The sequence below is a fragment of the Williamsia sp. Y853 genome (genome assembly GCF_056786495.1).
This window is the reverse complement of record NZ_JBXCJC010000002.1, coordinates 575,144-601,357: the sequence shown is the minus strand read 5'-3', so window position 1 is coordinate 601,357 and position 26,214 is coordinate 575,144. Positions and strand designations below refer to the sequence as shown.

23 protein-coding genes and 1 pseudogene are annotated in these 26,214 nt (G+C 60.1%); 12 read left to right on the top strand and 12 right to left on the bottom strand.

All coding sequences use genetic code 11. The annotated features are described in order from the left end of the window. Positions 1 to 99 precede the first annotated feature (99 nt). From AC1TPF_RS14750 to AC1TPF_RS14735, 4 genes are all read left to right on the top strand, one after another. Positions 100 to 594: a nuclear transport factor 2 family protein gene (locus AC1TPF_RS14750; protein WP_482144541.1), complete on the top strand. Its 495-nt coding sequence runs from the start codon at positions 100 to 102 to the stop codon at positions 592 to 594. Between the two features lie 126 nt (positions 595 to 720). Next, positions 721 to 1,512 carry an SDR family NAD(P)-dependent oxidoreductase gene (locus AC1TPF_RS14745; RefSeq protein ID WP_482144540.1) on the top strand — a complete coding sequence of 264 codons (792 nt, stop codon included), beginning with the start codon at positions 721 to 723 and terminating at the stop codon, positions 1,510 to 1,512. A 441-nt stretch (positions 1,513 to 1,953) separates the two neighbouring features. Further along, entirely contained in the window at positions 1,954 to 2,781 is an 828-nt protein-coding gene (locus AC1TPF_RS14740) for a TauD/TfdA dioxygenase family protein (RefSeq protein ID WP_482144539.1), read from the top strand. Further along, the gene (locus tag AC1TPF_RS14735; protein WP_482144538.1) at positions 2,781 to 3,548 is read left to right on the top strand and encodes an SDR family NAD(P)-dependent oxidoreductase; all 768 of its coding nucleotides are present in this window, start codon (positions 2,781 to 2,783) and stop codon (positions 3,546 to 3,548) included. Before AC1TPF_RS14740 ends, AC1TPF_RS14735 begins: the two co-directional genes overlap by 1 nt. A gap of 83 nt (positions 3,549 to 3,631) precedes the next feature. Here the strand turns inward: AC1TPF_RS14735 and AC1TPF_RS14730 are convergent, their stop codons facing one another. Beyond that, positions 3,632 to 4,219: a TetR/AcrR family transcriptional regulator gene (locus AC1TPF_RS14730; protein ID WP_482137828.1), complete on the bottom strand. Its 588-nt coding sequence runs from the start codon at positions 4,217 to 4,219 to the stop codon at positions 3,632 to 3,634. A 181-nt stretch (positions 4,220 to 4,400) separates the two neighbouring features. On the opposite strand from AC1TPF_RS14730, the gene AC1TPF_RS14725 reads away from it, so the two are divergent. The 4 genes from AC1TPF_RS14725 to AC1TPF_RS14710 all read left to right on the top strand — a co-directional run bounded on the left by AC1TPF_RS14725 (position 4,401) and on the right by AC1TPF_RS14710 (position 8,842). Continuing rightward, positions 4,401 to 5,009, top strand: a complete 609-nt coding sequence (locus AC1TPF_RS14725; RefSeq protein ID WP_482144537.1) for a carboxymuconolactone decarboxylase family protein — start codon at positions 4,401 to 4,403, stop codon at positions 5,007 to 5,009. 200 nt (positions 5,010 to 5,209) lie between these two features. Next, a complete protein-coding gene (locus tag AC1TPF_RS14720) occupies positions 5,210 to 6,664 on the top strand; it encodes an aldehyde dehydrogenase family protein (protein WP_482144536.1) in 1,455 nt (484 codons plus the stop codon). Positions 6,665 to 6,802: 138 nt separating this feature from the next. After that, positions 6,803 to 7,642 carry a mycofactocin-coupled SDR family oxidoreductase gene (locus AC1TPF_RS14715; protein WP_482144535.1) on the top strand — a complete coding sequence of 280 codons (840 nt, stop codon included), beginning with the start codon at positions 6,803 to 6,805 and terminating at the stop codon, positions 7,640 to 7,642. Between the two features lie 132 nt (positions 7,643 to 7,774). After that, on the top strand, positions 7,775 to 8,842 hold the full coding sequence (locus AC1TPF_RS14710; protein WP_482144534.1) for an NAD(P)H-dependent amine dehydrogenase family protein: 1,068 nt from the start codon (positions 7,775 to 7,777) through the stop codon (positions 8,840 to 8,842). Between the two features lie 273 nt (positions 8,843 to 9,115). On the opposite strand, the pseudogene AC1TPF_RS14705 reads toward AC1TPF_RS14710, so the two are convergent. The 3 genes and pseudogenes from AC1TPF_RS14705 to AC1TPF_RS14695 form a co-directional block, all read right to left on the bottom strand. Then, positions 9,116 to 9,892, bottom strand: a pseudogene (locus tag AC1TPF_RS14705) (SDR family NAD(P)-dependent oxidoreductase). A 454-nt stretch (positions 9,893 to 10,346) separates the two neighbouring features. Further along, a complete protein-coding gene (locus AC1TPF_RS14700; protein WP_482144533.1) occupies positions 10,347 to 11,732 on the bottom strand; it encodes an ABC transporter substrate-binding protein in 1,386 nt (461 codons plus the stop codon). A 67-nt stretch (positions 11,733 to 11,799) separates the two neighbouring features. Next, positions 11,800 to 13,347 (bottom strand): AMP-binding protein, encoded by a 1,548-nt coding sequence (locus AC1TPF_RS14695; RefSeq protein WP_482144717.1) that lies wholly within the window; start codon positions 13,345 to 13,347, stop codon positions 11,800 to 11,802. A gap of 185 nt (positions 13,348 to 13,532) precedes the next feature. Here AC1TPF_RS14695 and AC1TPF_RS14690 point away from each other — a divergent pair, with 185 nt between their 5' ends. Continuing rightward, positions 13,533 to 14,525 (top strand): NAD-dependent epimerase/dehydratase family protein, encoded by a 993-nt coding sequence (locus AC1TPF_RS14690; protein WP_482144532.1) that lies wholly within the window; start codon positions 13,533 to 13,535, stop codon positions 14,523 to 14,525. 9 nt (positions 14,526 to 14,534) lie between these two features. Here AC1TPF_RS14690 and AC1TPF_RS14685 read toward each other — a convergent pair whose 3' ends face one another. The 7 genes from AC1TPF_RS14685 to AC1TPF_RS14655 form a co-directional block, all read right to left on the bottom strand. Continuing rightward, a complete protein-coding gene (locus AC1TPF_RS14685; protein ID WP_482137844.1) occupies positions 14,535 to 15,152 on the bottom strand; it encodes a TetR/AcrR family transcriptional regulator in 618 nt (205 codons plus the stop codon). A gap of 39 nt (positions 15,153 to 15,191) precedes the next feature. Beyond that, the gene (locus tag AC1TPF_RS14680; protein WP_482144531.1) at positions 15,192 to 16,799 is read right to left on the bottom strand and encodes an FAD-binding protein; all 1,608 of its coding nucleotides are present in this window, start codon (positions 16,797 to 16,799) and stop codon (positions 15,192 to 15,194) included. Beyond that, positions 16,780 to 17,130 (bottom strand): 2Fe-2S iron-sulfur cluster-binding protein, encoded by a 351-nt coding sequence (locus tag AC1TPF_RS14675; protein ID WP_482144530.1) that lies wholly within the window; start codon positions 17,128 to 17,130, stop codon positions 16,780 to 16,782. Before AC1TPF_RS14675 ends, AC1TPF_RS14680 begins: the two co-directional genes overlap by 20 nt. 25 nt (positions 17,131 to 17,155) lie before the next feature. After that, positions 17,156 to 18,442 carry an aromatic ring-hydroxylating oxygenase subunit alpha gene (locus AC1TPF_RS14670; RefSeq protein ID WP_482144529.1) on the bottom strand — a complete coding sequence of 429 codons (1,287 nt, stop codon included), beginning with the start codon at positions 18,440 to 18,442 and terminating at the stop codon, positions 17,156 to 17,158. Positions 18,443 to 18,607: 165 nt separating this feature from the next. Beyond that, positions 18,608 to 18,838, bottom strand: a complete 231-nt coding sequence (locus AC1TPF_RS14665; protein WP_482144528.1) for a biotin/lipoyl-containing protein — start codon at positions 18,836 to 18,838, stop codon at positions 18,608 to 18,610. 28 nt (positions 18,839 to 18,866) lie between these two features. Next, positions 18,867 to 19,862 carry an alpha-ketoacid dehydrogenase subunit beta gene (locus tag AC1TPF_RS14660; RefSeq protein WP_482144527.1) on the bottom strand — a complete coding sequence of 332 codons (996 nt, stop codon included), beginning with the start codon at positions 19,860 to 19,862 and terminating at the stop codon, positions 18,867 to 18,869. Next, complete coding sequence (locus tag AC1TPF_RS14655; RefSeq protein ID WP_482137854.1) at positions 19,862 to 20,848, bottom strand: thiamine pyrophosphate-dependent dehydrogenase E1 component subunit alpha; 987 nt, start codon at positions 20,846 to 20,848, stop codon at positions 19,862 to 19,864. The genes AC1TPF_RS14660 and AC1TPF_RS14655 overlap by 1 nt, the downstream gene beginning before the upstream one ends. 1,061 nt (positions 20,849 to 21,909) lie before the next feature. On the opposite strand from AC1TPF_RS14655, the gene AC1TPF_RS14650 reads away from it, so the two are divergent. The 3 genes from AC1TPF_RS14650 (at position 21,910) to AC1TPF_RS14640 (ending at position 25,328) form a co-directional block, all read left to right on the top strand. Continuing rightward, complete coding sequence (locus tag AC1TPF_RS14650; RefSeq protein ID WP_482137856.1) at positions 21,910 to 23,280, top strand: MFS transporter; 1,371 nt, start codon at positions 21,910 to 21,912, stop codon at positions 23,278 to 23,280. A gap of 118 nt (positions 23,281 to 23,398) precedes the next feature. After that, positions 23,399 to 24,523, top strand: coding sequence for a zinc-dependent alcohol dehydrogenase (locus AC1TPF_RS14645; protein ID WP_482137858.1), 1,125 nt, complete (start codon positions 23,399 to 23,401; stop codon positions 24,521 to 24,523). After that, positions 24,501 to 25,328 (top strand): N-acyl homoserine lactonase family protein, encoded by an 828-nt coding sequence (locus AC1TPF_RS14640; protein WP_482144526.1) that lies wholly within the window; start codon positions 24,501 to 24,503, stop codon positions 25,326 to 25,328. The genes AC1TPF_RS14645 and AC1TPF_RS14640 overlap by 23 nt, the downstream gene beginning before the upstream one ends. Positions 25,329 to 25,457: 129 nt before the next feature. On the opposite strand, the gene AC1TPF_RS14635 is transcribed toward AC1TPF_RS14640, so the two are convergent. Further along, positions 25,458 to 26,105, bottom strand: coding sequence for a TetR/AcrR family transcriptional regulator (locus tag AC1TPF_RS14635; RefSeq protein WP_482144525.1), 648 nt, complete (start codon positions 26,103 to 26,105; stop codon positions 25,458 to 25,460). Between the last annotated feature and the right edge of the window lie 109 nt (positions 26,106 to 26,214).

The following is a 26,214-nucleotide window of genomic DNA, read 5'->3' as shown; positions in this document are numbered from 1 at the left end:
CTCCCGCTGTATGGGCACCCCGGGTTGTCAGGGTCTGGCGGCTCGAACACCATGTGGCATCAGCCAATCAGATGGTTCCCGCCAGTCCCAGGAGTTCCCATGGTTTCCGGTCTCGAAGAGCGTAGCGTTTCCGCGGTTGCGATCGAGCTAGCACAACTCGTGGGTGCCTGGTGGTACCACTACGACGAATGGGATCCTGAAATTCTGCGTGGCATGCTGTCAGAAGACGCGACTTTCAGCTCCCGTACCGATAGTGGCGCAACAGAATACGAGGAGTTCGTGCGAGCCGACATCGCCGGTGCGGACGCGGTGATGGTGTGGCAGGAGAATCATCGAATCAATAGCCCCTATCCGTTGCGGCATTGTGGCTCCAACGTGCATGTCACGAGTTTTTCCGGTGACGTGGTGGAGTTCGCGTCATACATCTTTGTCACCAAGATCGTCGACGGTAGGCCGTTGTCGTTGTCGACCGGAACCGCCTGTGGCGCAGCGCGTATCACCGACCGTGGACTGCTGATGCAACGGCTTGACGTCGTTCTCGACACGACAGATTCGGTGCCCTTGGCGGAACGCGCGAATGCTGGCAGGGCGTGATGGTGGCCGACCGTCACGCGGCTTTCGAACTGCCAGAGGTCGGAAGGGGTCGTATGAGGAGGAATTGGGCGCTGCCCAACGGCATTATCCGAGCAGGATGTCGGCTGACAAAGTGAGGAATGGACGATGAGGATCGCCGGAAAGGTGTTTGCGCTGACCGGAGCTGGAAATGGCATAGGCCGTCAGGTTGCACTCGAACTACTCGCACGGGGCGCTCGAGTTGCTCTGATCGACCGGGATCAGGCCGCATTGAACCAGACCCGGGAACTGTCTGGTCCGGACAGCGCACGGGTGTCGACACACGTGGCCGATGTCAGTGATCCCGATGTGGTCGACGACCTACCTGCGCAGGTGATCGCGGAACACGGTCAGGTTGACGGGCTCCTCAACGTCGCGGGGATCATTCATCGTTTTGTTCCGTCGGCAGAACTCGAGCGGCATGAGATCCGTCGGATTGTTGATGTCAATTTCTGGGGAACCGTACACACAACTCTCGCGTTCCTCCCGGAGCTGCGGAAGCGGCCTGAGGCCGCCATCATCAATATCTCAAGCCTTTCCGCTCTCGTTGCCTTTGCGGGCCAGACGTTCTACAGCGCAACGAAGGCGGCAGTGAAGCAGTTCACCGAGGGCCTCTATGAGGAGCTCATCGATTCGAATATCACGGTGACGGCAGTCTTTCCCGGCAATATCAGTACGGATATAAGTGGAAACTCGGGTGTGACGATGATCGATGCGGGCAGCCGAAAGGTTCGGTCGACAACACCGGAGCAGACTGCTCGCGAAATCGTCGACGCCATCGAGAAGGGTAAAGCTCGACTGTTGGTGGGGGCCGACGCGAAGCTGTTGGGAGCGCTGACCCGACTGGCGCCGGTCATGACCATGCGCCTTGTCGCCAAGCAGATGAAGAGCGTGCTGTGAACCCGGCGGGGATCTGCCGTGGTCGATGCCGTCGTATCTCGGACGTCGTCGAAACGTCCCCGACCGAGACGGTTCCGGGTTTGTTGCGAATCTGAAGGTAGCGAACGTCTCATGAGCGCGGCGCACGGGACCCCCGGCCACTGATGGCCTCCTCTCGACTGCGAGGTTGCGCTCGTGACAGGGTGCCTACCGCGCACCCCCCGCGTACCGGGCCTGTCTGCGTGCGCACCGCCACGTTGAGTGAGCCCTTCTCGCAGCGAAAGGCTCTCAATCTTTGAAATGTTAAGTCGCTCTTCCGCTTTAGTGAGCAACGCGGCGCGAAGGTCTCCCTGATGGTAGGCGTGGTCCATGTGAGAACACTGTCAACCCGCGGGGTGATGTAGTCATTGACAACATTGCTGCTGCGCGTTTACCGTTCACAGGACACAAGGAGGAATGCCAATGAAGACCAGTGAGATATCCCCATCGATCGGCGTCGAGGTAACCGGGGTGTCGGGATCTGCTTTCAACTCCGCCGAGACGGCTGACACGGCCATGCGGCTGCTCAAGCAACGCGGGGTGGTCGTCTTTCGGGGCGCGAACATCAGTGACCCCGACCTCGTGGCCTTCAGCCGGATGCTCGGGGACGTGGTCGTCGCCAAGGTCGGCGGGCTCCCAAATCATCCGGAGGTCTCCCCGGTCACGCTTGATCCGACCAGGAGCAAGCTGGCCGAACTGCGCCGCAGCACCATCTTTTGGCATGTCGACGGGCTCACAGATGATGTACCGCAGAAGGCCACGCTGCTGACCGCTCGGGAGGTGGCCGACGAAGGCGGGGACACCGAGTTCGCGAATACCTATGCCGCTTATGACGCTTTGAGTGACCAGAAGAAGGCCGAACTGGCCGGCTACCGGGTCGTCCACAGCCTGGCCGCCGCCCAGATGTTGGTGTACCCCGACGCCTCGGAGAAAGACAAACAGATGTGGGACAGGCTTCCTTCTCGCGAGCATCCACTGATCTGGAGCCATCGGGATGGGCGGCACTCGCTGCTCATCGGTGCGACAGCCGGCCAAGTGGTCGGCATGACCGCAGTTGACAGTCGAGAGTTCCTCGACAGCATTCTCGACTGGACCACGCAACCGCAATTCGTCCTTCGCCACAAGTGGCGAGTAGGTGATCTCGTCATCTGGGACAACACCGGTCTTCTCCATCGAGCGATTCCCTACGAGGCCACGTCACGACGCCTGATGCATCGCACCACGCTGGTCGGCGATGAGGCGGTGGCGTAATGGTGTCACCGGCATTCTCGGTCCCGCGTGCCGCGATCATTACCGGCGGAGCGTCCGGGATCGGCTTGGCGATCGCCGAACGCTTGGCAGAGGAAGGCGCATCGGTCGCGATCTTCGACCGTAACGCCGACGCGGCTTCCGAGGCCGCCGAGAAGATCACGGGATCGGGCTATCGTGCGATCGGACTCGGCGTCGACGTCACGGACCGGCCGCGGATCGACGAAGCGGTGGAAGAGGTTCGTCGCGAGATCGGGCCGCCGACCATACTGGTGAACTCTGCAGGCATGGACGGCTTCGAGCCTTTTCTGACGATATCCGCAGAAAGCTGGCAGCGACTCCTTGCCGTGAATTTGACCGGAACCTTCGACTGTTGCCAGGCCGTCGTGCCAGACATGATCGATGCCGGATGGGGCCGGATCATCAACATCTCCTCGTCGAGTGCGCAGACCGGCAATCCATGGATGGTGCATTACTCGGCGGCCAAGGCCGGGGTTGTTGGATTCACCAAGGCGCTTGCCAAAGAGTTGGGCCCCAAGGGAATTACGGTGAACACGGTGCCACCGGGCTTCATCGACACCCCTATGCTGCGTCGGACCGAAGAGAAAGGACTCCTCGGTCCGGGTATCGAGGCCGCTGAGTCGACCACCCCGATGCGCAGGGTCGGCAAGCCTGAAGACATCGCGGCCGCATGCGCCTACCTGGCACGAGAAGACGCGGGTTACGTTACCGGGCAAGTGATCCCCGTCAACGGCGGAAGGACCATCTGACATGCGCGAACCGAACCACTGTCCCAACGACAGTTTCCCCACGAGATGCGCGCGGCGGCGGCAGTAGACCCACCGCCAGCCGATCAGTCTGGACGAGGCTTGTCGAAACGGTCGAGGTATTCGGCTACGACCCTCAGGGTTCGCTCATGGCCAGTGGTAATACCGAGACCGTTTTCGAGGCCGATCGTCCGGCCGATGCTGGCAATGACAACCGAGACGACTTCGGCATCCAATCCCGCGTGTTCGGCATGGTCACGAACTACGTGTTCTAGCGCCGCGACCTGGGCCTCACGAAACTGTTCTGCGCCGGCGGCCAGTTCCTCGCGAATCTGCTCCCGATGGGCGCCCAGGGCCATGAACTCTGTGGTCAAACGTGATCCACGAGGGTCGACTGTCATGTCCCACAGTGCATGCAAAGGCCTATCGGAAGCGAGTGCCTGGCGTTGTGCTTCCAGATTGGCCTGGTAGCCGCGCCGCAGAACTGCGAGGAAGAGGTCGTCCATTGTCGGAAAGTAGTAGTAGACCATGGCGCGCTGAACTTCGGCCTTCTCCGCGACCCGGCGCGACGTGGCAGCCGCGTAGCCCTCGTCGAGAATGATCTCGATAGTCGCGTCGAGAAGCTTCTCGCGGGTGCCGGTATTGCGTTGCCCGACACGGCTCGTTGCGCTCATTTCGTTCCTGTCCTATCCCACGCCGTAGTGCTGGCGCGCATCCCGAGCCCTTGACCCAGTAACACGCAGCTGCTAAGCATACAACCAGAGCCTAATTAGGCGATCGCCTAATTATGGAACGAAGCGCCACTGACGGATTGAACGAGCAGTGGTGTCAACGGCGGAAGGACGATGGTCTGACATGGCACGAATTGATCCACTGACCCCCTCAGAGTTCCCTGCGGAAATGCGTGGGGCACTGACAGCTATGGTGCCGCCCCAACCGACCCATGAACCGATGCCCACCAAGGATCGGCCTAAAGCCCTTCTTGCGCTTGGCACTATGGCGCACCATCCCGCTCTCGCTCGCGCCTTCTTCACGCTCAACGGACATATTCTCCGAGCAACAACTCTGTCCGAGCGTCAACGTGAACTTCTTGTCATGAGGGTTGCTGCCGTCCGCAAAAGCCCCTACGAATGGGCCCAACATTTGTTCGTTGCTCGCGATGCCGGGCTGACGGACGAAGAGGTTGGCCGTATCGCGTACGGACCTGATGCACCATTTTGGAGCGATCTCGAAGCGGCCATGCTCCGCGCCGTGGACGAACTCATTCTCGATGGTGCCATCAGCGCTTCCACCTGGCACACACTCGCAGCCGAGCTCGACCGTCAGCAGCTTCTCGACCTGATCTTCACCGTCGGTACCTACGGGTTGCTCGCGTCGCTATTCAACACTTTGGAACTGGGGATTGACGGCGATATCGACAAGCTGATGCAGCAGTACGACACTCTTTTCCCGAATGGGCAATAACGATGCGCATCGGTCTGACCGGACACGGTTCCACCGTCGAGAAGATAGTCAAGCAGGTGGGACAAGACCGCACCGAGCGGGAAGAGTCTCGAAGGCGCACCGTGAAATTTCTGAGTGAACTGACGGCATAGCCAAGCAAGCGCATTCACTCCTGCATGTCCGGTCACTCACGTATTCCCCCTGAAATAGGAAAGGACAAAATGAAGCTGCAATCAATTCTGGATGAGGTACGTGGTCTTCCGGGTTCTGGTGAACTGATTCCGGTCATCAACCCAGTGACCGAGGAGCAGATCACCGAGTTCGCCGATGGAGGGGCGCGGGCCGTTGACGAAGCCGTTGCACGCGCACGGGCCTCCTTCGATTCTGGTGTCTGGCATGGACTGCCGGGCAACGAGCGCGCCAAAATCCTTTGGCGTGCAGCTGACTTGATTGACGAGCACGCAGCCGAACTCGCCGAGATCGACTCACTCAACACTGGTATGCCCCTTGCCCAAGCCCAGTCGATTATGGGTACCAGTGCGGAATTCTTCCGCTACTACGGTGGGTGGTGCACCAAGCTCAACGGAATTTCTCACGACATCCAGATGACCGGAGGAATCACCGGTTTCTATTCGAACATGCACGGCTACACCCTCAAAGAGCCCATCGGCGTCGCTGCACTGATATTCCCCTGGAATGGCCCCGTCTTCAACGCGGCCGCGAAACTCGCACCGGCACTCGCTGCAGGCTGCAGCGTTGTCGTCAAACCAGCTGAAGAAACCCCCCTTTCAGCGCTACTCTTGGTCAAGCTGTTGGCTCAGGCCGGCGTCCCCGACGGTGTTGTCAATCTGGTAAACGGTCACGGACACACCACCGGAGCGGCACTGACCGAACACCCGGACGTCGATAAGATTGCCTTCACTGGGTCCACCGAAGTCGGCAAGAAAATTGTGCAGGCAGCTAGCGGAAATCTCAAGAAGGTCACACTCGAACTCGGCGGCAAGTCGCCCGTCTTGATCTATGACGACGCCGATCTGAACAAAGCCATAATGATGGCGGCAATGGGTATTTTCGTGCACTCCGGGCAAGGATGTGTGTGCGGATCGCGCATCTTCGTCCAACGCGGCGTCTACGACCAGGTGGTGGAAGGCATCGCCACAGTGGCGAACAACCTCAAACTCGGTGGACCCCAAGAGGCCGGCAGCAACATCGGTCCCTTGATCAGTCAAAAACAGCTCGCTCGCGTCCTGGGATTCATCGACGAGGGCAAACGCGACGGTGTCGAAGTCGTTGCCGGCGGACACCGGCTCGATCGGACCGGCTACTTCGTACACCCGACCGTGCTGACCGATGTCAGCCCCGACATGAGGCTCTACAAGGAGGAAATCTTCGGCCCCGTCGTGCCGATCATGCCGTTCGACGACGACGACGAGGTGATTGCCCTAGCCAATGACACAACCTACGGGCTGGCCGCCACCGCCTGGACACAGGACGTCGGCCGAGCTCATCGTCTCGCGAAACGGCTCGATGCCGGCACCGTAACTCTGAACTGTCAATTGGTCTTTGATCACGCCATGCCATTCGGAGGGTATAAACAATCCGGTTGGGGCTACGAGTTCGGTCGCGAAGGCATTGAAGCCTACATGAAAACGAAGTCGGTCTTCACGCAAATATAAGCCGACATTGCCAGATCGGTTGACGTCGCGTGCGTTATCAACGCCTCTATCCCGATCGCTATATCGAATCGGTACGAACACGAGCCCGCCGGGCTCTGCACAACTAATACGGACGAAACTGAAAGGTTAGGTTGAATTATGACCGGACGTTTGGAAGGTAAAGTTGCCTTCATCACTGGAGCAGCCCGGGGACAGGGCCGCAGCCATGCGGTGCGGTTGGCCCAGGAAGGTGCCGACATCATTGCCGTCGACGTCTGCGGCCCGATCACACTCGACAGTCCCATTGCTGCGGCCACACCGGCGGATCTCGCTGAGACCGCTGACCTGGTGAAAGGCCTAGATCGACGAGTGATCACGGCCGAGGTGGACGTACGTGACTACGACGCCTTGAAGTCCGCGCTCGATCTCGGAGTCGAACAACTGGGCAGACTGGATGTCATCGTGGCCAATGCCGGAATCGGCAATGGTGGCGAGACACTGGACAAGACCAGCGAAAGCGACTGGACCGAGATGATCGACGTCAACCTGGCGGGGGTATGGAAGACCGTTAAAGCCGGTGTCCCGCACCTTATTTCTGGAGGACACGGCGGATCGATCATCCTGACAAGCTCGGTCGGAGGCCTCAAGGCGTACCCCAACACCGGGCACTACATTGCCGCCAAACATGGTGTTATCGGCCTCATGCGTACGTTCGCGATGGAACTCGGAGAACACTCGATCCGGGTCAATTCAGTTGCGCCGACAAACGTGAACACGCCGATGTTCATGAACGAACCCACGATGCGGCTGTTCCGGCCAGACCTCGAAAACCCGGGGCCCGAGGATATGCTGGCCGCTTCGCAGATGATGCATGTATTGCCCATCGGGTGTGTCGAACCGGTGGACATCAGCAACGCGGTGTTGTTCCTCGCCTCCGATGAAGCCCGCTTTGTTACTGGCATCACGCTCCCCGTCGATGCAGGGAGCCTCCTCAAGTAGGGGGCATCGACAAAATCAGAAAAGAATTGTCGAGCATCGGACGGCTCGACCAATCCGGACCAACACTGTTGACCCGAACGGATGCACCTCACCGTCCGACCCGATCCGACAGGCGACAAACCGAAGGAACTCATGGACAAGTTGCGCGTAATTCAATGGACGACTGGCAAGGTCGGAAAGCTCAGTCTGCGAGGCATCCTCGACGATCCGCGACTCGAACTGGTCGGTGTCTACGCCTATTCAGACGACAAAGCAGGTTCCGACGCCGGACCACTGTGCGGACGACCTGACACCGGCGTCCTCGCCACCACCGACATCGACGCGCTCATCGCATTGGGCGCCGACACCATTTTCTACAACCCATTCATGGCCGACCTCGACCACGTGGTCCGTCTGCTCGAGAGCGGACTCGACGTGATCAGCACCAACCTGTTCCTCAACGTCGGTGGCATCGCCGGCGAGACGCAGGAGAAGCTCGCCGCCGCGTGCGAGCGTGGCGACAGTTCGCTCTATATCTCCGGAGTCAACCCGGGCTGGATCAACACGATGGTGACGGCGATGACCGCCGTCTGTCGTGATGTTCAGCAGGTGTCGGTCTTCGAGTCGGCGGACTGCTCGGTCTACGAGTCGGCCGAGACCTGGCAGGCGTTGGGCTTTTCGCTGCCGGAGGCGTCCGACGAGGTGTTGGAGATGGCGAAGATGTGGTTGAGCACGTTCCGCGATTCCGTCGGGCGCATGGCACTAGCGCTGGACTATGACCTCGATGACATGGAGTTCTTCATCGAGCACCAGACTGCGTCTGAGGACGTCGATCTGGGCTGGCTGGTGATGAAGAAGGACACCATCGCCGCGATCCGTGCTGGGTGGAATGGCAAGGTGAACGGAAAGACGGTCGTGCAGAACAACGTTGCCTGGTATCTCACCACCAAGCTCAACGGGGACTGGGTGTTTGACGACGACCACTATAAGGTGATCATCAAGGGTGAACCCGGAATCCAGACCCGCATCCGCTTCATTGCGCCCGAGCACTGGGGCAACCACGAGTGGGACACGATGACGGCCATGCCGGCCGTCAGCGCTGCGTTCAACGTCGCTGCCGCACCGGCAGGCATTCTGACCCTGAAGGATGTGGGCTTGCCGTGCGCGCCCGCAGGAATCTGGGACAAAGAACGGAGCGAGGGGCGGTCGGCAACGGTCTGAAGGACGACACGAGTTGAACTGAGGCAGAACGCAACTCGAGGTAGGCTCCGATCCGTAGTCACTTGGAGCAGCGCCGGCGGTGGCGGCGTCAATGCCGCCACCGCCGAACTGCTACTTGAGATCGCTCATGTGCTGAGACCACACACGTCAGCTGTAGGGGATTCACGGCCGTGATCGCTTTGGCTGCTCAAACGCACGCCGCAGTGGCCGAGTGGAAAGCGCAGTCCCGCAACGGGGTGTGTTCGGTGCAGGACTGCGCACGTCCGATCTCTGTCAGGCGGTGATCCAACCACCGCCGTCAGCGTTCACCGTCTGCCCCGACATCCAGTGGCTGTCGTCGGAAGCCAGGAAGACCACGATCGGCGCTACGTCATCGTAGGGATCGCCGAGTCGGTGGAAGACGTTGTCCTTGAAGGCTGCTGTCGCGTATTCCTGCACGTCAGCGGGAAACGTGTGTAGATCGTTCTTGGCATTGTCGGTGAATCCACCTGGGCACACTGCGTTGACGCGAATGTTGTGGACCCCCTATTCTCGCGCTACCACACGTGTCAGCGCGCGGACGGCTTCCTTGACAGGGGAGTAGGTCGACGCCAGCGCGGGGCTTTCCATTCCCCAGCGTGAACCAAAGTTGATGATCGAGGCACCCGCCCCCGGCTTGTCTTTCAGGTATTGAAAACAGAGCTTCATCATGTGCCAGCCGGAGTAGAACGAAATCTCGACCTCGCGCTGGAGGTCGGCGATGTCCTGCTCGAGGAACGGTTTGAGCGTCGTGGAGTGCACGTTGTTCACGAGGATGTCGATAGTTCCGAAGCGCTCCACGGTCGCATTGACGAATGCCGAAAGGCTGTCGACCGATCGCACGTCGCACGGAAATGCCAACACCTCAGCGCCTCTCTCGGCACAGAGCTTTCGTGTTTCCTCGAGTTTGTCTTCCTGGATGTCACAAATAGCGATCTTTGCACCCTCGTCCGCGAAGCGAATAGCCTCTTGTCGGCCGAGGCCACTTGCACAGCCGGTGAGGATCGCGACTTTCCCGTTCAACTTGCCCATGTGGGTCTCCTGATCTTCTTCTGTTTACGTACTGAGAATGAACGCGCTTCCACCACGCGCGTGGATGCTGGCATTGTTTCCGTCTGTGGTTCGCGCAGAGTCCCGAAAGCCGCTGTCTCGCATGTACTCTGCGAGTGCATTCGGGTCAGATCAGGTGATCAAGTTCTCGGCAACGTGGTGTTCATCGTCAACCCGCGGAATATCCGTGGTGTTCTGGCGCTCGGCTGGAACACTCGGTGTGGTTCCGGACCGATTGAGTGAAGCCCCTTTTCAAGAGACACCGCCAACAACTATGCACGGGCGCAGCGGTTTCGGGCACGTCGCGACACTGGCGAACACTGGTCGGGATCTTCCGATTCGGTGGTGCGGATAGCAAGACGGAAGCAGACTCCGATCCGTCTCCACCTGGAGCAGCACCGGCGGTGGTGGCGCCACTGCCACCACCGCCGAACTGCTATTTGAGGTCGCTCATGGACTTGCCGACGTCAGCAAGAGTCATGGGGCTACCGAAATCGGTTGTGTATTTGAAGGCCGGGATATCGCACCGGAATAGGCCCTCGTCCGGATTGAAGTCCGCAGCCTTCCATCCGTTTGTGGTGGCTTCCTCGACGTTGAAGCATGGGGACGGCGGGGCGCCGGGCGTCAGGTTGACTGGGGCAGTCAGGCCGCCGCCGGTCCACGCCGTCTCCTTGATTGCGGCGTTGTAGAGACAGGTACGTGTCAGATCGTCACCGCAGCTTGCGGCGGACTTGGCAAACAACAGCCATGCAGACATGGCGCGCATGGCAGGCAAAGTGATCACCGCGTCCGGAGCGTACTTCTTGTACAGGGCGTTCAGCTCTTTGACCGCCGGTACCGTCTCTGAACTCTCCAGCGGCGCAACGCCTCCGAGGTCTACGTAGTTCGGTATCACGTCCGCCGAGGTACCGAGCGCTTCGACAAACGGTTCGTTGTAGGCATTGTTACCGGGGTTGACCCAGTCGAGCTTGTAGTCCATGTCCACGAGAATTGTTTGCAACTTTGCCCACTGGGCGGGCTCACCGTAGAAGTAGAGTCCCTTGACGCCTTTGCTCTTGAGGGTCTGCGCGTAGGGCGTCCAATCCGAGATCCCCATCGCCGGGTAGACATCGTTATAGACAACGGTGGCCCCAGCCGCTTCCAACGCCTCCTGCGATTGAGCCCCGGCGGTCCTCACCGAGGGTGTGTCGGCACCGATGATCCCCACTGCATCAGCAGAATCCGGATAGGCCTCGTTGACCAGCCAGTATCCGATACCGAAGAAGGGATCGTAACCGGCAACCCGGCTCGGCGACGCGCTGACCTCGAGGTCCGCGCCCACCGACCGGGGTTGGATCACCTGGGCAGGAAAGCTCGGTAGAACACAGCTCAGACGTTCTTTCACACCCAGTGCATCCAGTCCGCTACTTCCGCCGACCAACGCAAAATCTTCACGGCACGCGATGGTCATCTGCTGGCGAACATTCATAAAGGCAGCGTCGTGGATATTGGCAACCAGTTTGCGACCGTTGATCCCGCCGAGGTCATTGCACCACGACGTGAAGACCTTGGCGGCGTCGTCGAACTCCGACACCTTGTTGAATCCCACATCGGACATCACTCCGACTTTGATCTCTGTGTCGGTAACGCCCTGTGTGGGAGCTCCTTTCGCGTCGCCCGATTGGCAGACATCCGACAGGTCGCCAAAGTTGCTCGTCGCACCATCGGCTGTGGCCGTACTTCCACCGCTTCCTTCGTCGGTGTCACCGCCGCGGTCAGCACACCCAGCCACCAGAACCGCGGTCGCCACCAGCGCGACCACCAAGCGATGCGATCTCAACATGTCTTTTCCTTCACTAGTGCGATGATTGGCTGTACGGCAACGGAGTTCGACTGAGCGAGTCCGGACATCAGTGGTCAACCGCGTGAGTGGACGCAACCATTTTTCGAACCAGCGCCTTTTGAACCTTGCCGGTGGCGGTTCGTGGGAAGTCCTCGACCTGATGGATCTCTTCGGGCCACTTCTGCTTCGCCAAGCCGGCATGGCCGAAGTGCTCTCGAAGCTCAGCAATCGTAGGCAGGGCGCTTCCTGGCTTGAGTCGCACCACCGCGGCAGTGTGTTCACCCAGTCGGGGGTCAGGAGCTGATACGGCGGCGGCTTCTGCGATCCCTGGAATCCTCAGCAGAACCTCTTCCACCTCGATCGCGCTGATGTTCTCGCCGCCGCGAATGATGATGTCGCCCTTGCGGTCGGTGACGCTCAGGTAGCCGTCGGCGTCGATGATGCCAATGTCGCCGGTGTGGTACCAGCCCTCCTCATCGAATGCCTTGGCAGTCAACTCGTCGTCAAGGTAGCCCAGGCACAGATCTGGTCCGCGACTCAAGATCTCCCCGTCGTCCGACAGTCGGAGTTCGACACCTGGCATCGCCTTCCCATCCGTGAAGAGCCGTTTGTCCACCGGGTCCGTGTAATGCGAGCCGGTGATCGACGGATGCTCGGTGCTGCCGTAGTAGCGGAACGTGATGACACCCTGATCGTGGAGTCGCTGGGCAACTGTCGCGGGCACCGTCGAGCCTCCCATCCCGGCATACCTCATGTACTCGAGATGCTCCGGGACGAAATCGGGATGATCGAGCAGGCTGATCACGAAATAGGGCGTGCCACCACCGAAAGTCAGGTTGTCTCTGAGCATCAGCTCCAAGGTGCGCTGCGGGTTCCATGCGTCGGTGATGTAGATGGCGGTCTGCTGAACAACCGGGATCAAAAACGCATTGAGCATCCCGATGAAATGACCAACCGGTGAGGCGGTGAGCTGTTGCCCCAACTCAACCGGATAGCTGTTCCCAAGCTGCCGGGTTTCATACCCGAGCGTTTGATGTGTATGAACGACACCCTTGGCATCACTGGTTGTTCCCGAGGTGAAGGCGATCACGGCCGGCGCCGACGCCGCAACGGGGAGGTTCTCGGTCAGCGGCTCACTGTCGAGCAGGTCGTCGAAATCGCGGCCCACCACTCCGACAATCGGGACATCGACGTACAGGTCCGCTTGAAACCGTAAGGGCCCGAACTCGTCGAAGGTGATGAACACCTTTGGCTTTGCCGTCGCAATGATATGCCGGGTTTCCTTCGGCCCATAGAAATGCACAACCGGAATCGAGACCGCACCCAAGAACGATGCTGCCCAGAAGGTTGCCGCAGCCTCCATCCAGTTCGGAAGTTTGAACGCGACAACGTCGCCGGGGCCTACACCTCTCTTCCGGAGCCCTTGCGCCAATCGGCGAGCGATGTGCTCGACATCGGCGAATGTTCCGCTGAAGGGACGAAAATCCGAATAGACGCGAAAGGGGGCGTTGGGCGCACCCGAAAGGCCTTGTGCCAGCGTGTCACCGATGGTCGTCTCGGTCCACCAGCCCTGCTGTACGTAGAGATCCGGCAATTCCGTAGGAAGGTTGCGCATACGTGCGTGCTCGCTATCGATCGGGGCCAGAATCACCTGGCACTGTCCTTGACACAGAGGCAGTGTGACACGCATCATATGAATCAATCAAGTGATCAATTAATTATTTTCCGGTCCGGAGGCGCTCGGTCCTGAGGCGATCATCCGTGCCCATCGAGAAGCCGACACAAATGCAAAGGTGTTACATGGCAAAGAAATTGGTGATCGGCGCGAGCGGTTTTGTGGGATCCAATGTGACCCGGAAGCTCGTTGCTCGTGGTGAGGACGTGCGAGTGATGCTACGTGAGACCAGCTCTGTGAAGGGTATTGAGGACCTCGAGGTCGAGAAGTGCTTCGGTGATGTGTGGGACGCCGACGCGCTGCGCGATGCGATGAATGGTTGCGATGTTGTCTTCTACTGCGTTGTCGACGCGCGGGCCTGGCTGCGAGATCCGACGCCGCTCTTCAAAACCAATGTCGAGGGCCTGCGCAATGTGCTCGACGTTGCGATCGAGGCTGATCTGGAGAAGTTCGTGTTCATGAGTACGATTGCAACACTTGCGGTTCGGTCCGACGGTACTGCGGTCGACGAGGATGATCCCTGCAACTGGTACGAGGCCGGTGGCCCCTATACACAAAGCCGGGTGGACGCCGAGAATCTGGTGTTGGAGTACGCGAAGAACATGGGCTTACCCGCAGTGGCACTGTGCATTTCTACCCCGTACGGCCCACGCGACTGGCAACCAACTCCGCACGGCGGACTCATGGCCAGGATCTCGGCAGGCAAGGCGCCCTTCTATTTTGCCGGCTTGCGACATGAGGTCGTGAGCATCGACGATGCCGCAGAAGCGATGGTGTTGGCCATGACTCACGGCCGTAATGGTGAGCGGTACATCATTTCCGACACATACATGACGTCCAAAGAGTTGCACACGCTCGCAACGATCGCCGGTGGACGGCGAGCACCGTGGCTCACATTACCGACCAAGCTCATGCTTGGCGCGGCTGCCGTCAATCAACTGATCGCCGGCGCGATCGGTCGAGATCCCGTTTTTGTCAGTCGTGCATTCCGGATGTGGAACTACATGTCCGAGCTCGATCACAGCAAGGCCGAACGAGAACTCGGCTGGAAGACAACTTCTTTCGAAGATTCGGTCCGTGAAGCGGTCGAGTTCTACCGTGCCCACGACATCGGATGAGATAGCTCGCTAGTTGTCGAAGAGCGTGCCGCCGAGAAGCAACTTCAAGGCACCAACGGTCGCATGGTAGTCCTCCGGCTCCGAGGTGGCGGCGTAGTCCGTCAGACCTCGGAGCACAATGAAAATTGCATTGGAGGCACTCTCGATACTCACTCCGTCTCGGAGCGCACCTTCACGCTGGGCCTGCTCGATGATGCCACCCACGACACCGCTCAACGTTGAGAAAAGTGTGTCGCGATTTTCCGCCAGATCACGGGCGGTACCGACTCGGATCGCGCGGTCGAACGCGGCGATGAGCGGATACTCTCGCATCATCTGATCGCACTCATCGAGCACCGCCATCAACCTGTCGTGGTAGCCCACATGATGTTCCGCGGCGTCAGCCACCCGTGGGATCGACATCTGCGCGACCTCGTCGAACGTGGCGTTGATCAGTTCCGTCTTGTTGGGAAAATAGTGGTACAGGCTGCCGCTGGTCATCTGAGCTTTGCGGGCGATCTCCCGGATCGTGGCCTTCGCGTATCCCACTTCTGCCACACACTGCATGGTCGCATCCAGAATCCGACGCCGGGTGTCCTCACCGTTGGCGCCGATCGGTCTACCGAGTAACGGTGGCGTGGCTGACACAGTGCCCCCTGACTAGGTGATGGGTTCACTTCGAGTTTGTCATGCGACCCCACGCGCCCGCGACATCCGTCCGGCGTGGGTGCCTGCCCGCTTCCCTGAGAACACACAATCAGCCAAGGCCAGACCGCTGACATAGCTGTTCGAGCAGACACCTGTTGCGCTTCGGCCCGCCGCATACAGACCCTGAATCCTCGTGCCGTTTTCCTTCATGACCTGCCCACTCTCCCCGTCTACCTTCAGACCACCAAGAGTCAGTCCGGGTACAGGTGACGTCAAGGAAGGGCGCACCGAGATATCGATGGCATAGAAGGGCCCGCGGGCAATCGGTGCGCATAACTCGGACGCCTTGTGCCCTGGATCTTCGCTTCGGGACGCGATCGCCGCGTTGTAGGCATCCACCGACGCTGTGAGTCCGTCGGGGGAGATGCCCACCTTGTCTGCCAAATCGCGCAGTGTGGCGGCCTTTCGCCTATCGAACACCAACATGGCGGCAACCTGCAGACGCAGGATCGATTCGGTCTGGGACAAGAACTGCGACTTGGCCCGTTTCCAGGTGGCGGCGTCGAACACCAGGAAGCCTGTGCCCCCGAACTTGTGAATCAAGACTTCCGAGTGCGTCGCGCCATAGAGGTCTTCATTGGCGATGCGTTCGCCACTGGTACCTACCGTGATCCCCTCGATCAACGCCGACGGTGGCGTGAAATACCGCCACGCAGTGACACGATCGAGACGATCTGTGACCCCACCGGCACCGACGCCCAAGCTGATTCCGGACCCGTCGTCGGCGTTGGTACCGAGCGGGCGGATGTGTTGATACGCGGGTGCATGCCGTTGCAACATATCCGGGTTGAAGACAAATCCGCCGGCAGCGAGTATCACCCGGTCCGCAGAGAAGGTCCGAGGCACCGCGCGCTTCTTCCAGAGCTTCTCGGCGAGACCGGTGATCGGAAGTCCCACCGGGGGAGCCCAGTTGGTCAGTTTTGCACCGATGGCGGTCACTCGCTGATGAACTATCTGCGCGGACCGATCGTCGCCAATCCAAGTGCGACAACGTATGCCGCGTACCTCCCCGTCAATGATCACCAGATCATCAACCCGGGTGCGGGGCAGGAACGTCACCCCGAGCCGCAGTGCCGAATCGCGGAGCGCGCGCCAGAGGTCGCGCCCTGACTTGGTGCCCGTTGCCACCTGGCGATGCCCACGCGGTGCGGGTCTAGCGTCCAGTCGATAGGGATATGCCTTCTCGTTGCCTGAGAAGTACAGGTAGTGCATGTCTGTCGGGTAGGTCGTCTTGTATGGGCACAACGAGCCTTCGAATTTAGCTCCGTGGGATTCCAGCCAGGCCAGCTGATGCACGCTGTCATCGCAAAACCGTCTCAAGGTGTCGTCACTGACCGCCCCTTGGACCTCCTGCCGCAGGTAGTCGAACATGTTGTCGGCGTCATCGTCATAGCCGGCCGCCTGTTGATAGGGCGTGCCGCCACCCGCATACACAACACCACCGGAGACGGCCGACGCACCGCCACCCATTGCGCGGTCCACAACAAGAACTCGGGCACCCTCCTCGGCCGCGGCGATGGCTGCGCAGGCACCGGCAGCTCCGAAGCCTACAACTATGACATCGAACTCAGTCGCTACTGTCGGCATGCGCTCTCTCCTCAACACGGTTTGGCGGCTCTGGCTTCACCCCAGATTTTCGGACAACGATGTCGCCGCATGGCATTGCCTGGCAGGCCATCCGAACGCGCCGCGGGTTCGTACGGCGCACTCTGCGGCCGAGGTCGGCAACGAGTTCGATCTCGACTTCGGTACGTTCTGAGAGCAGGTGCATGCCCTCGCTGACCTCGCACCGGCACGCCGTACAGGTTCCCATCCCATAACACACTGAGGGCCAGTAATACCCGGCGCGCCAGGCGGCTTGGATCAGGGTCTCTCCCCGGCGCACCTCAATGTCTATGCCGGCAGGCTCCACCCGCATGGTGAAGCTGTCGACTCCCGATGGATCAGCTGCCGGCAATGTGACGATCGATTTGCGTATGGAGCGAAAAGATCATCGGCTCATACCGCGGCGAGAGCGTTGTGTGCTTGATCGCACCTGATCGGTAGCCCCGTTGTTGCTGATAGACATTGGCCATGTCTTGGCGGAGAACAAAAGGCCAGTCGCCTGGCTCGAGCGGACCCTCTCGCTCGGGTGGAGCAATGTCCTTGTCCGCGTTGCGCGGGATCTGCATCGCAAACGCTTCGAACATCGACGAATTGGGGTCCGTGCCATTGGGACGGAACCGATAGAACAACAGGTTGCCCGTCATTCCCAGAAATGCCATGTTCGGAAAAATGAAACCGAAGGTCGAGGAGTTGGGATCCAGTGCGGGGAGCGGAATCTCGGCCTCGTCAGCGTATTTGTACAGCTCCTCGAAGAACTTCCAGAGCACCTGATCATCGGGGAGGTCGCGGACCCGATCGGCTATGAACTGGTCGCGCGCCGTGGCAAATCCATCGGTCCCGTCGAAGAGCACCTGGTTCTGATCGACAAAGTAGCGCCCCTGTTCCATACCAACTACTGGCGGCTGTCCCATCTCATAACCACCGGGATCCTCCGGATCGAATGGTGCGGTGGTATCGACGTGGCCCATACCGTGATGGAAGTAGGGAATGCGGTCGACGTCGTAGTCGTCGCCCGTCACACCGAGCGTGAGCTCGGGATGCGCCTGCATCACGTGGTACGCCTCCAAGAAGGCCTCCGCTGCGACCTTCCAGTTCCCCGGCACGATCGTGTACTTCCACCACCGCAGGCGCATTCGATCCATCGCCATCGGTGAAAGATGAGTGTCGTACGTACCGAAGAAATCGTCGAGACTCGGCGCATCGTCGTCGAAGTTGATCCAGATGAAGCCGTATCTACGCCCTGAGCGGACCTCACCCAACTTGATCACGGCCGGATCGATCGACTCCTCCACAAATCCTTGACGACAGTAGATATACGACTGCGAGCCGTCGATGTTGAACCGCCAGCCATGGAACGGGCAGACAATCTGATTGCCACCGAAGGTGCCGACGGTGGAAGGCTGGACGAGTTGGGTGGCGCGGTGAGGGCAGACGTTGTTGAGCACCTTGATGCTGCGATCGGCCTGGCGCACAACAACAACAGTCCGGTCAACGATTGTGTACTCGATATAGTCACCGGGTTCGGGGATTTCCTCCTCCCGGCATGCGAACTGCCACGTGTGCAGCCACATCTTGTTGTATTCGAGTTTTGCGAACTCCTCGTCGTAGTACCGCTCGACGGGCACGTGCACTCCGTCGCGAACACCGAAAGGAACCTGCGAAGTATCTACGTCATGTCGCGAGACATATGGCTTTGCAGAGGGTTTCACGGTCGGCGACCCGGAGGATTGAGCTTCCGGGCCAGAGGTCAGATCAGTTGTCACGGGATGCCTTTCATTGATCGATCGGAATCAACCGATTGTTGCGACGACAGTTCCGACCGGATAGTCGATATCAGGCTCACCGATGATGGTGATGCGTCCGGCCGCTGGACTTTCGACCTCGGCCTCGGTCTTGTCTGTCCCCAGTACATAGATGGGCTGACCTGTCTCGACCTCATCACCGTCGCTGCACAGCCATTCAGCGATCTGGCCCTCTTCCACCGAAACGCCGAGTTTGGGTATCCGAACTTCATGTGACACTTGGTAAATTCCTTCTTTGAGTCTGGTGTTATCCGAGCAGGGCCCGGACAGCGGCTTCGATGCGTGGAGTCGGCAAGAAGTTCTGCTCCAGCGAGGAGGCATAGGGCACTGGAGTATTCGCGCCACCGACCCGACCGACGGGCCCGGCGAGTTCACCAAACAGTTCACTATGGATCTGCGCGCTCAGTTCGGCGCCGAATCCACCCCGCGTGACCGCCTCATGCACAACAACGGCCCGCTTGGTCTTGGCCACCGACGTGAAGATCGTCTCGGTGTCAAGGGGCTGGAGCGATCGCAAGTCGATGATCTCCAAGGAGATACCCTCTGCCGCAAGCCGATCTGCGAGCGCCAGACAGTCCGCAACCTGCTTCCCGTAGGTGATCACCGACAGGTCGGTACCGGCACGCGCCACCCGAGCCTTGCCCAGCGGCACCCGGTAGTCACCTTCGGGCACCTCGTCCCGCACGGAGAAGTACAGGCTGCTCATCTCGATCATGACGCACGGATCATCGTCAAAGATGCAGGAGAGCAACAGCCCCTTTGCGTCCGCGGCCGTCGACGGCACCACAACTTTCAAACCTGGCGTGTGGATGAGCTGGTTCTCGAGCATGTCGGAGTGCTGGGCACCAAAGCCTGCACCCGCACCGGTGGTTGTCCGCACAGTCAACGGCACCGGCGTGACACCACCGGACATGTAGCGCAGCTTTGCAGCATGGTTGATCAATTGGTCCGAGGCGACCGTGATGAAGTTCATCAGCATGATCTCGGCGACCGGTCGCATACCCGCAATCGCAGCACCCACAGCAGCGCCCATGATCGCCTGCTCACTGATCGGTGTCCGTCGGATCCGTTCGGGACCGTACTTGGTCTCGAGGCCCTTGTGAATACCGAAGCCGCCCCCCTTGGGGTCCTGGATGTCCTCGCCCAACTCAAAGACCATCGGGTCCAAGTCGAGTGCCACATCCAGGGCGTCGCGAATCGATTCGAGCATCATCATGGTTCGAGTTGCGGTTGCGGTGCTCATCAGTTGGTCTCCTGCGCATAGACGTCGGTGGTCAGTTCCGACGGGTCGGGTAGCGGTTGATCAAAGGCCCATTCCGCGGCGTCCTCGACCTCGGCCGTCGCCTGCTGCTCGATGTCATCGAGAACTGCTGCGGCAACACTGAATTCGTCGATCAGACGCTGCCGATAGATCGGGATCGGATCGTCAGCACCGGCAGCGGCGAGCTCAGCGGCCGGGATGTACTCGCTCTGGTCACCGAAGAAGTGTCCACACAGACGGAAGGTGACGGCTTCGAGCAGGGTGGGTCCGTCACCTCGTCGCGCACGGTCGATCGCTTCGCCGGCCGCGGTGTACAGCGCCACCGGATCGTTGCCGTCGACCGTGACACCCGGAATCGAATAGGCGACTGCGCGATCGGCGATGTTGACGACGGTGGTTCCACCCTCAAGCGATGTGTACTCGGCCCACTTGTTGTTCTGGCAGACGAACACCACTGGAAGTTTCCACAGCGACGCCAGGTTGAGTGCCTCATGGAAGGCGCCGATATTGCTCGCTCCGTCGCCGAAGTTGACCACCGTCACCTGACCGGTGCCCTTGAGTTGCGCCGCCAACGCCAGCCCGTTGGCGATCGGCAGGCCCGAGCCAACCACCCCGGTGGTCACCATCAGGCCATGCTTGGGGGAGGTGACATGCATGGGCCCGCCCTTGCCGCGGCACGTACCCGCAGCGCGCCCGAGATACTCTGCCCAAAGATCCCGCAGCGGTATGCCTTTGGCAATCTGATCGTGCAGGCCACGGTACGTCGTCACGACGTAGTCGGTCGGAGCAAGGTGCGCCGCCACTGACGCGGCAGCGAACTCTTGTCCACGCGGCGAGTAGTACATTCCGCCGAACTTCCCGCTCATCATGGAAGCCCGGTAGGTCTCGTCGAACGCGAGGATGCGTACAGCGGTCCGGTACAGGTCGACCAGGGTCTGCTGGTCGACAACTGTTTCAGTATCTGTCATGGGGTGGCCGATCTCCTCTGGACGCGTCGTCACCGACTTAATTAATCAAACGATTGATTAAGGAACAAGGTATGACGTGAATCACTGTTCCGTCAAGGGTGTATCCCTGTCCCAGGAGACGACCGCCAGCTCCTCGCTCATGCCAGACTTGGGGAGATGGTCGCCGTCGGTCGGCGGTCGTTTCAGTGAGGCGAACGGTCTCGTCGAGTCTGCAATTATCCGGTGGATCTATGGGGACGAAACCGGCGCAATGATGTTCGACTGGCAGCCTGGGCACCGATTCGGACTTGCAGAAGGTGGCGTCGGCGAGCATGTAAGGAACTCGTCGTGGACTGGAAGCCCGTTTCATGTAACCCTGTGTTGGGCTATCCCCAAGCGTCGAATTGTTCGTATATATGAACATCATTCACTTTGTGTGGGATGACGGTGACTATCGCCGAATTGCCATTGATCACGTCGACCCTTGAGCCGGATGAGCTGTTTGCAGGCGGCTCTGAGCTTGCTACGTCACTCGGATCAGCGCTTTGGACGCTTAGGTTGTTTTGCGCTATGGCGCCAGTTGTGGAATGCCGACGGCGAGTGTTCAAACGAAAACGGCGGCTCGTCTCGGTGGTACGACTCGGACAAAGCGTCGTGTTGGGCAGTCTGGTGAGCGTGGAGACCGATGCTCATCTGCGGTAATGGCGTGCTCCGGTGCATTGTGATCGTGCTGTCTTGCTGGTGGAGACTTTCGCCGCAATCGGCGGAATCTGATGTTGAGCGAAAACTGCGTGTACCCAAGAGCGTAGAAGGTCGTGTATCCGAGGTCCATGGCCTCTCGGTCCCCGAGTAGTGGATTCCGGGGTTTTCTGTGGGCTGGACTCCATCGGGCTGGCGCCGTGCCGAACACATCGGCCGCCGGAAGATGTGACTGTTGACACAAGCGATGTGTACGGATTAACGTACAGCCGTACTTAAATAAGAACTGTCTTCATTTCCGGTCGGCGCGCGAGTCGGCAGGTTTTCCCTCAGCTTCCATCCTATGGACGCTCGTCCAATATCCAACACCCAACGGAGGAACCGTGAGTACAGCGTCCGAGCGAAAGACCATGCGGCGCGTGGTCGTCGCCAGCACGGTCGGCAGCATGCTCGAGTTTTACGACTTCATCATCTACGGCACCGCGGCTGCCTTGGTCTTCCCGAAGGTGTTCTTTCCGGCGCTCGGTGGTACGGCCAGTCTCTTCGCTTCGTTTGCCACGCTGGGCGTTGCATTTGTTGCCCGTCCTGTTGGCGGCCTCATTTTCGGTCACTACGGCGACCGCATCGGACGTAAGAAGACCCTCATCATCACCCTCTCGATGATGGGATCGTGCACGGTCCTTGTTGGCTTGCTGCCGACACCGGCGACGATTGGGGTGGCTGCACCGATCTTGCTTGTCTTGTTGCGAATCGTGCAGGGCTTGGCTGTGGGCGGTGAGTGGGCAGGAGCGGTGCTCCTGGCCACGGAGTATTCACCGAAGGCGCGGCGCGGATTGGCAGGCGCTTATCCGCAGATGGGTGGACCGCTGGCGTTCTCGCTGGCGAGCGCGACGTTCCTCATCACTTCTCTCGCCATGGGCGACAGCGACGGCGCGTTCTTGGACTACGGCTGGCGTATTCCGTTCATCTTCAGCATCCTGCTGATCGGGGTCGGCTTCTATGCGCGATTCAAACTCGACGAGACGCCTGTGTTCAAGGCGGCCGCCGAGCAGCAAGCCGCAGATCTGCATTCCGGAAATGAGTCAGTCGAGCCGCAGCAGATTCCGTTCGTCTCCGTGTTTCGCGAACAGTGGCGCGAGGTGATCATCGGTGCGCTCGCCCTGGTCGGTACGTTCTGTGGTTTCTATCTGGCGACGGCCTATCTGACCAGTTACGCGACCGGTACCAGCGGTCCGGGCCTGAGCCGACCGGCTGTACTCGGTATGGGTGTTGTCGCGGGATTGGTCTATGCGGCAACCACATTGGCTGGCGGGATGCTCTCGGACCGGATCGGTCGCAAGCGAACGATTCTGGGTGGAACCATAGCCCTGGCGGCACTGGGTCTCGTTCTGTTCCCAATCATCGACCTCGGCGGTATGTGGGCGTTTGGAGTCGGGCTCGCGCTGACGACGTCCATCCTCGGGTTCACCTGGGGACCCGCGGGTCCGTTGTTGTCCGAGCTGTTCGATACCAAGCATCGCTACACCGGGGCGGGTGCCAGCTACAACCTTGCAGCAATCGTCGGCGGCGCACTCACCCCGATCTTCGCGACAGCACTGTTGAGCAACTGGGGCAGTTGGTCGATCGGTCTGTTGTTGTCGATCTTCTCGGTGGCGAGCATTGCCGGAGTCCTGGCATTGCCCGAGACCCGCGATCGCACGTTGTCCGGAGAGCCCGCCGCTGCCCGGAAGCCTGTCGAAGTTCGCAGCAACTAGCGACTACGTGAGATCGAAAAGATGACCAGTCCAGCCGGCCGCCGCTCGCCGACCATTTTGGGTCGGGAGCAGCGGCCGGCCGGACTGGATTCAATGTGATAGTAGAATGAGGAGTCCGATGTCATTACCATCCACCAGCCGCGCCGCCGTATTGATCGAGCCGAACAAGATTGTCCAGCAGAACATTCCGTTACCCGTGTTGGGCGACGACGATGCGATTCTGCGAGTCGAGGCATGTGGCTTGTGCGGCACTGACATCGAGCAATACCGGGGTGAGATGGCCGCCTCTGACCGACACACACCCTTCCCGTCCATTCCAGGGCACGAGCCGGTGGGTGTAATCGCTGCTATTGGCAAAGAAGCCTCCCGCAGGTGGGGGGTGGAGCCGGGGGACCGAGTGGCGGTTCGTCCGTTCTTCGGGTGCGGTAAGTGTGAGGCGTGTGCGACATGGCAACCTGAAAAGTGCGCTGAGCGGGGCGGAACGTACGGTTTCATCGGTATCGACCGCGCGCCTGCTTTGTGGGGCGGCTACGCCGACATGCTGTATCTGGACCGCCTGTCGGTGGTTCGCAAGATTGATCCGACACTGCCGGCCGGTGTCGCCGCGTTGTACAACCCGCTGGCATCGGGGATGTCGTGGGCGAAAACTGTTCCCGAAACAGGCCCCGACGACCGCGTGGTCATCCTCGGTGCGGGCGTGCGCGGGCTGTGTTGCGTGATCGGCGCCAAGGAAGCCGGCGCAAAGCAGGTGGTCGTCACCGGACTGGCCAAAGACGCCCACAAACTCGAATTGGCCCGTCGTCTCGGCGCAGATGACACCTTGATCGTCGAGCCCGGCATGGACGTAAGCAAAGCGGTGCGAGAACTCACCGGAGGCGGGGCTGAGGTGATCATCGACACGACGCCCAATGCGCCCGATTCGGTACGGCATGCAATCGAGATCGCGGTACGCGGCAGCCGGATTGTTCTGGTCGGGCTGAAGGGCCCACGTGCCGTAGACGGCATCATGCCCGATGACATCATCCACAAGGCGCTCGTTATTCGGGGAGTGTTGTCCACCCCCTTCTCCGAGTTCGAGCCAGCGATCGCTGTGCTCGAAAGTCGCCGCTATCCAATGGAAGACATGCATACGCACTCCTTTGACGTCGCCGACGCCGAACAGGCGATACGGACGCTCGAGGACTCTGCAGACGGCGCGATCCACGTCGCAATCGTTCCCGGTGCGCGAAGCGCATCGTTGTGAGAATCCACCGAGCACGACTGATCTCTCCATCCCGACTGATGTCAACAAGGAGTTTCCGATGAGCGATGTACGCGTGGTCCCGCTGTGCGCCGGCACGGCGGCGCGAACACTGTCGAGATTGCTGATGGGGGCGGACCCTGAGCCGCTCGATCTGACATTCTCTTTTTTCTATGTCCGCGCAGGAGATAAGCACATTCTGGTGGACACGGGTGTGGCGTGTCCGGAAGAGACTGCTCTGCACCATCATCCGCTTGGCCAAACCGCTGAGCAGGATCCGGTGGCAGCTCTGGAAGGCATCGGAGTCGGTGCCGACGATATCGATGTCGTGGTCAACACGCACCTGCATTGGGACCACTGCGCCAACAACCATCGATTTCCGAACGCGACACTGCTCGCCCAGCGGAGTGAGTTGCAGTATGCGATCGCGCCGTTGCCGCTGCACCGTCACGCCTACGACGAGATCGAGGTCGAACATGGGATGTGTACATCACTTCCGGGCTTCATGCGTGCGCAGCTGACGCTCATCGAAGGGGATCTCGAGATCGCGCCTGGTGTGAACATCTTGCATACGCCGGGCCACTCACCCGGAAGTCAGTCCGTACTGGTCTCTGGCACCGAGACATATCTGATCCCGGGCGACAACCTTCCGCTTCATCAGAATCTGAACGGAGACCAGTTCACGCCCAACCCGATTCACGTTGACCTCGAATCTTATTTCGCCAGTATCCGTCGGTCGACGAAGGAAGCCGACGTCATCCTGCCCGGGCATGACCTTCGCGTCTTTGATCGCGCTGAGTACCGTTGATCTGCAGCAATATTCGAGTAGGCTATAGCAGCACGCGATCCTCAAAGGGGTAGCTTCGCGGCCTGCCGCGCCATCGTAGGTTGGGGATGATGCGGCAGGCCAGAGAAGGTCGGATCACGAGGAGTCGCGTTATGCGGGCCGGTGATCGATCGCCCTACGAAGATTCGTCACAGGCTCCACCAAGACACCGGTGAGAGCCTGTTCTACCACCTCTTCCACGAATTGCGGGGTCAGCCCGGGAGTCAAGTGGGGGAGCAGAAGTCGCATAAAGCAGGCTCCCCACACTGTATCCACAAGCACGCCTACATCGGTGTCCGGCCGAAGTTGACCACGGGCCGTGGCAGTCTCGAGTATGGCGAAGAAGTTGGATCGGCGCGGGCCGAAAAAGCGGTCGAATTGCTCTGCAAGTTCGGCATCTGTTTGGGCAGTGCCCACCAATTGCGCGAATATCGGTCCAAAGGGTTTGCGGGTCACCGTATTGACGAACGCAGTGAGCATGTATTTGAGGTCGGCTTCGACGTTTCCGGTATCGCGCAATGCCATTGAGTCGCCGGCCACGTGGAGGTACCCGTCCAACGCGAGAGCTCCGCGTGATGGCCAGTACTTGTATACCGTGGCAGAACTGACACCGGATGCGGTGACGACCTTGTCTACTGTGAAGCCGCCCAAACCCTCGGCCATGAGAACGTTTCCGGCGGCGTCGAGAACCTCTGCGTGTACCTCGGCGAAGGGTCTCCGTCCCCTGCCCCTGCGCTTGACGGGCGGACTTTCGGTCACGCTCTCCTCCTCGGGGTCGGCCGGGCTTGCTCGGTTATGTACTCATACCTAAACATGCCGAAACCAGCCGCTGCCGAAGACCCTTGTTTGGTCCCGGTGCTTCGAAGCA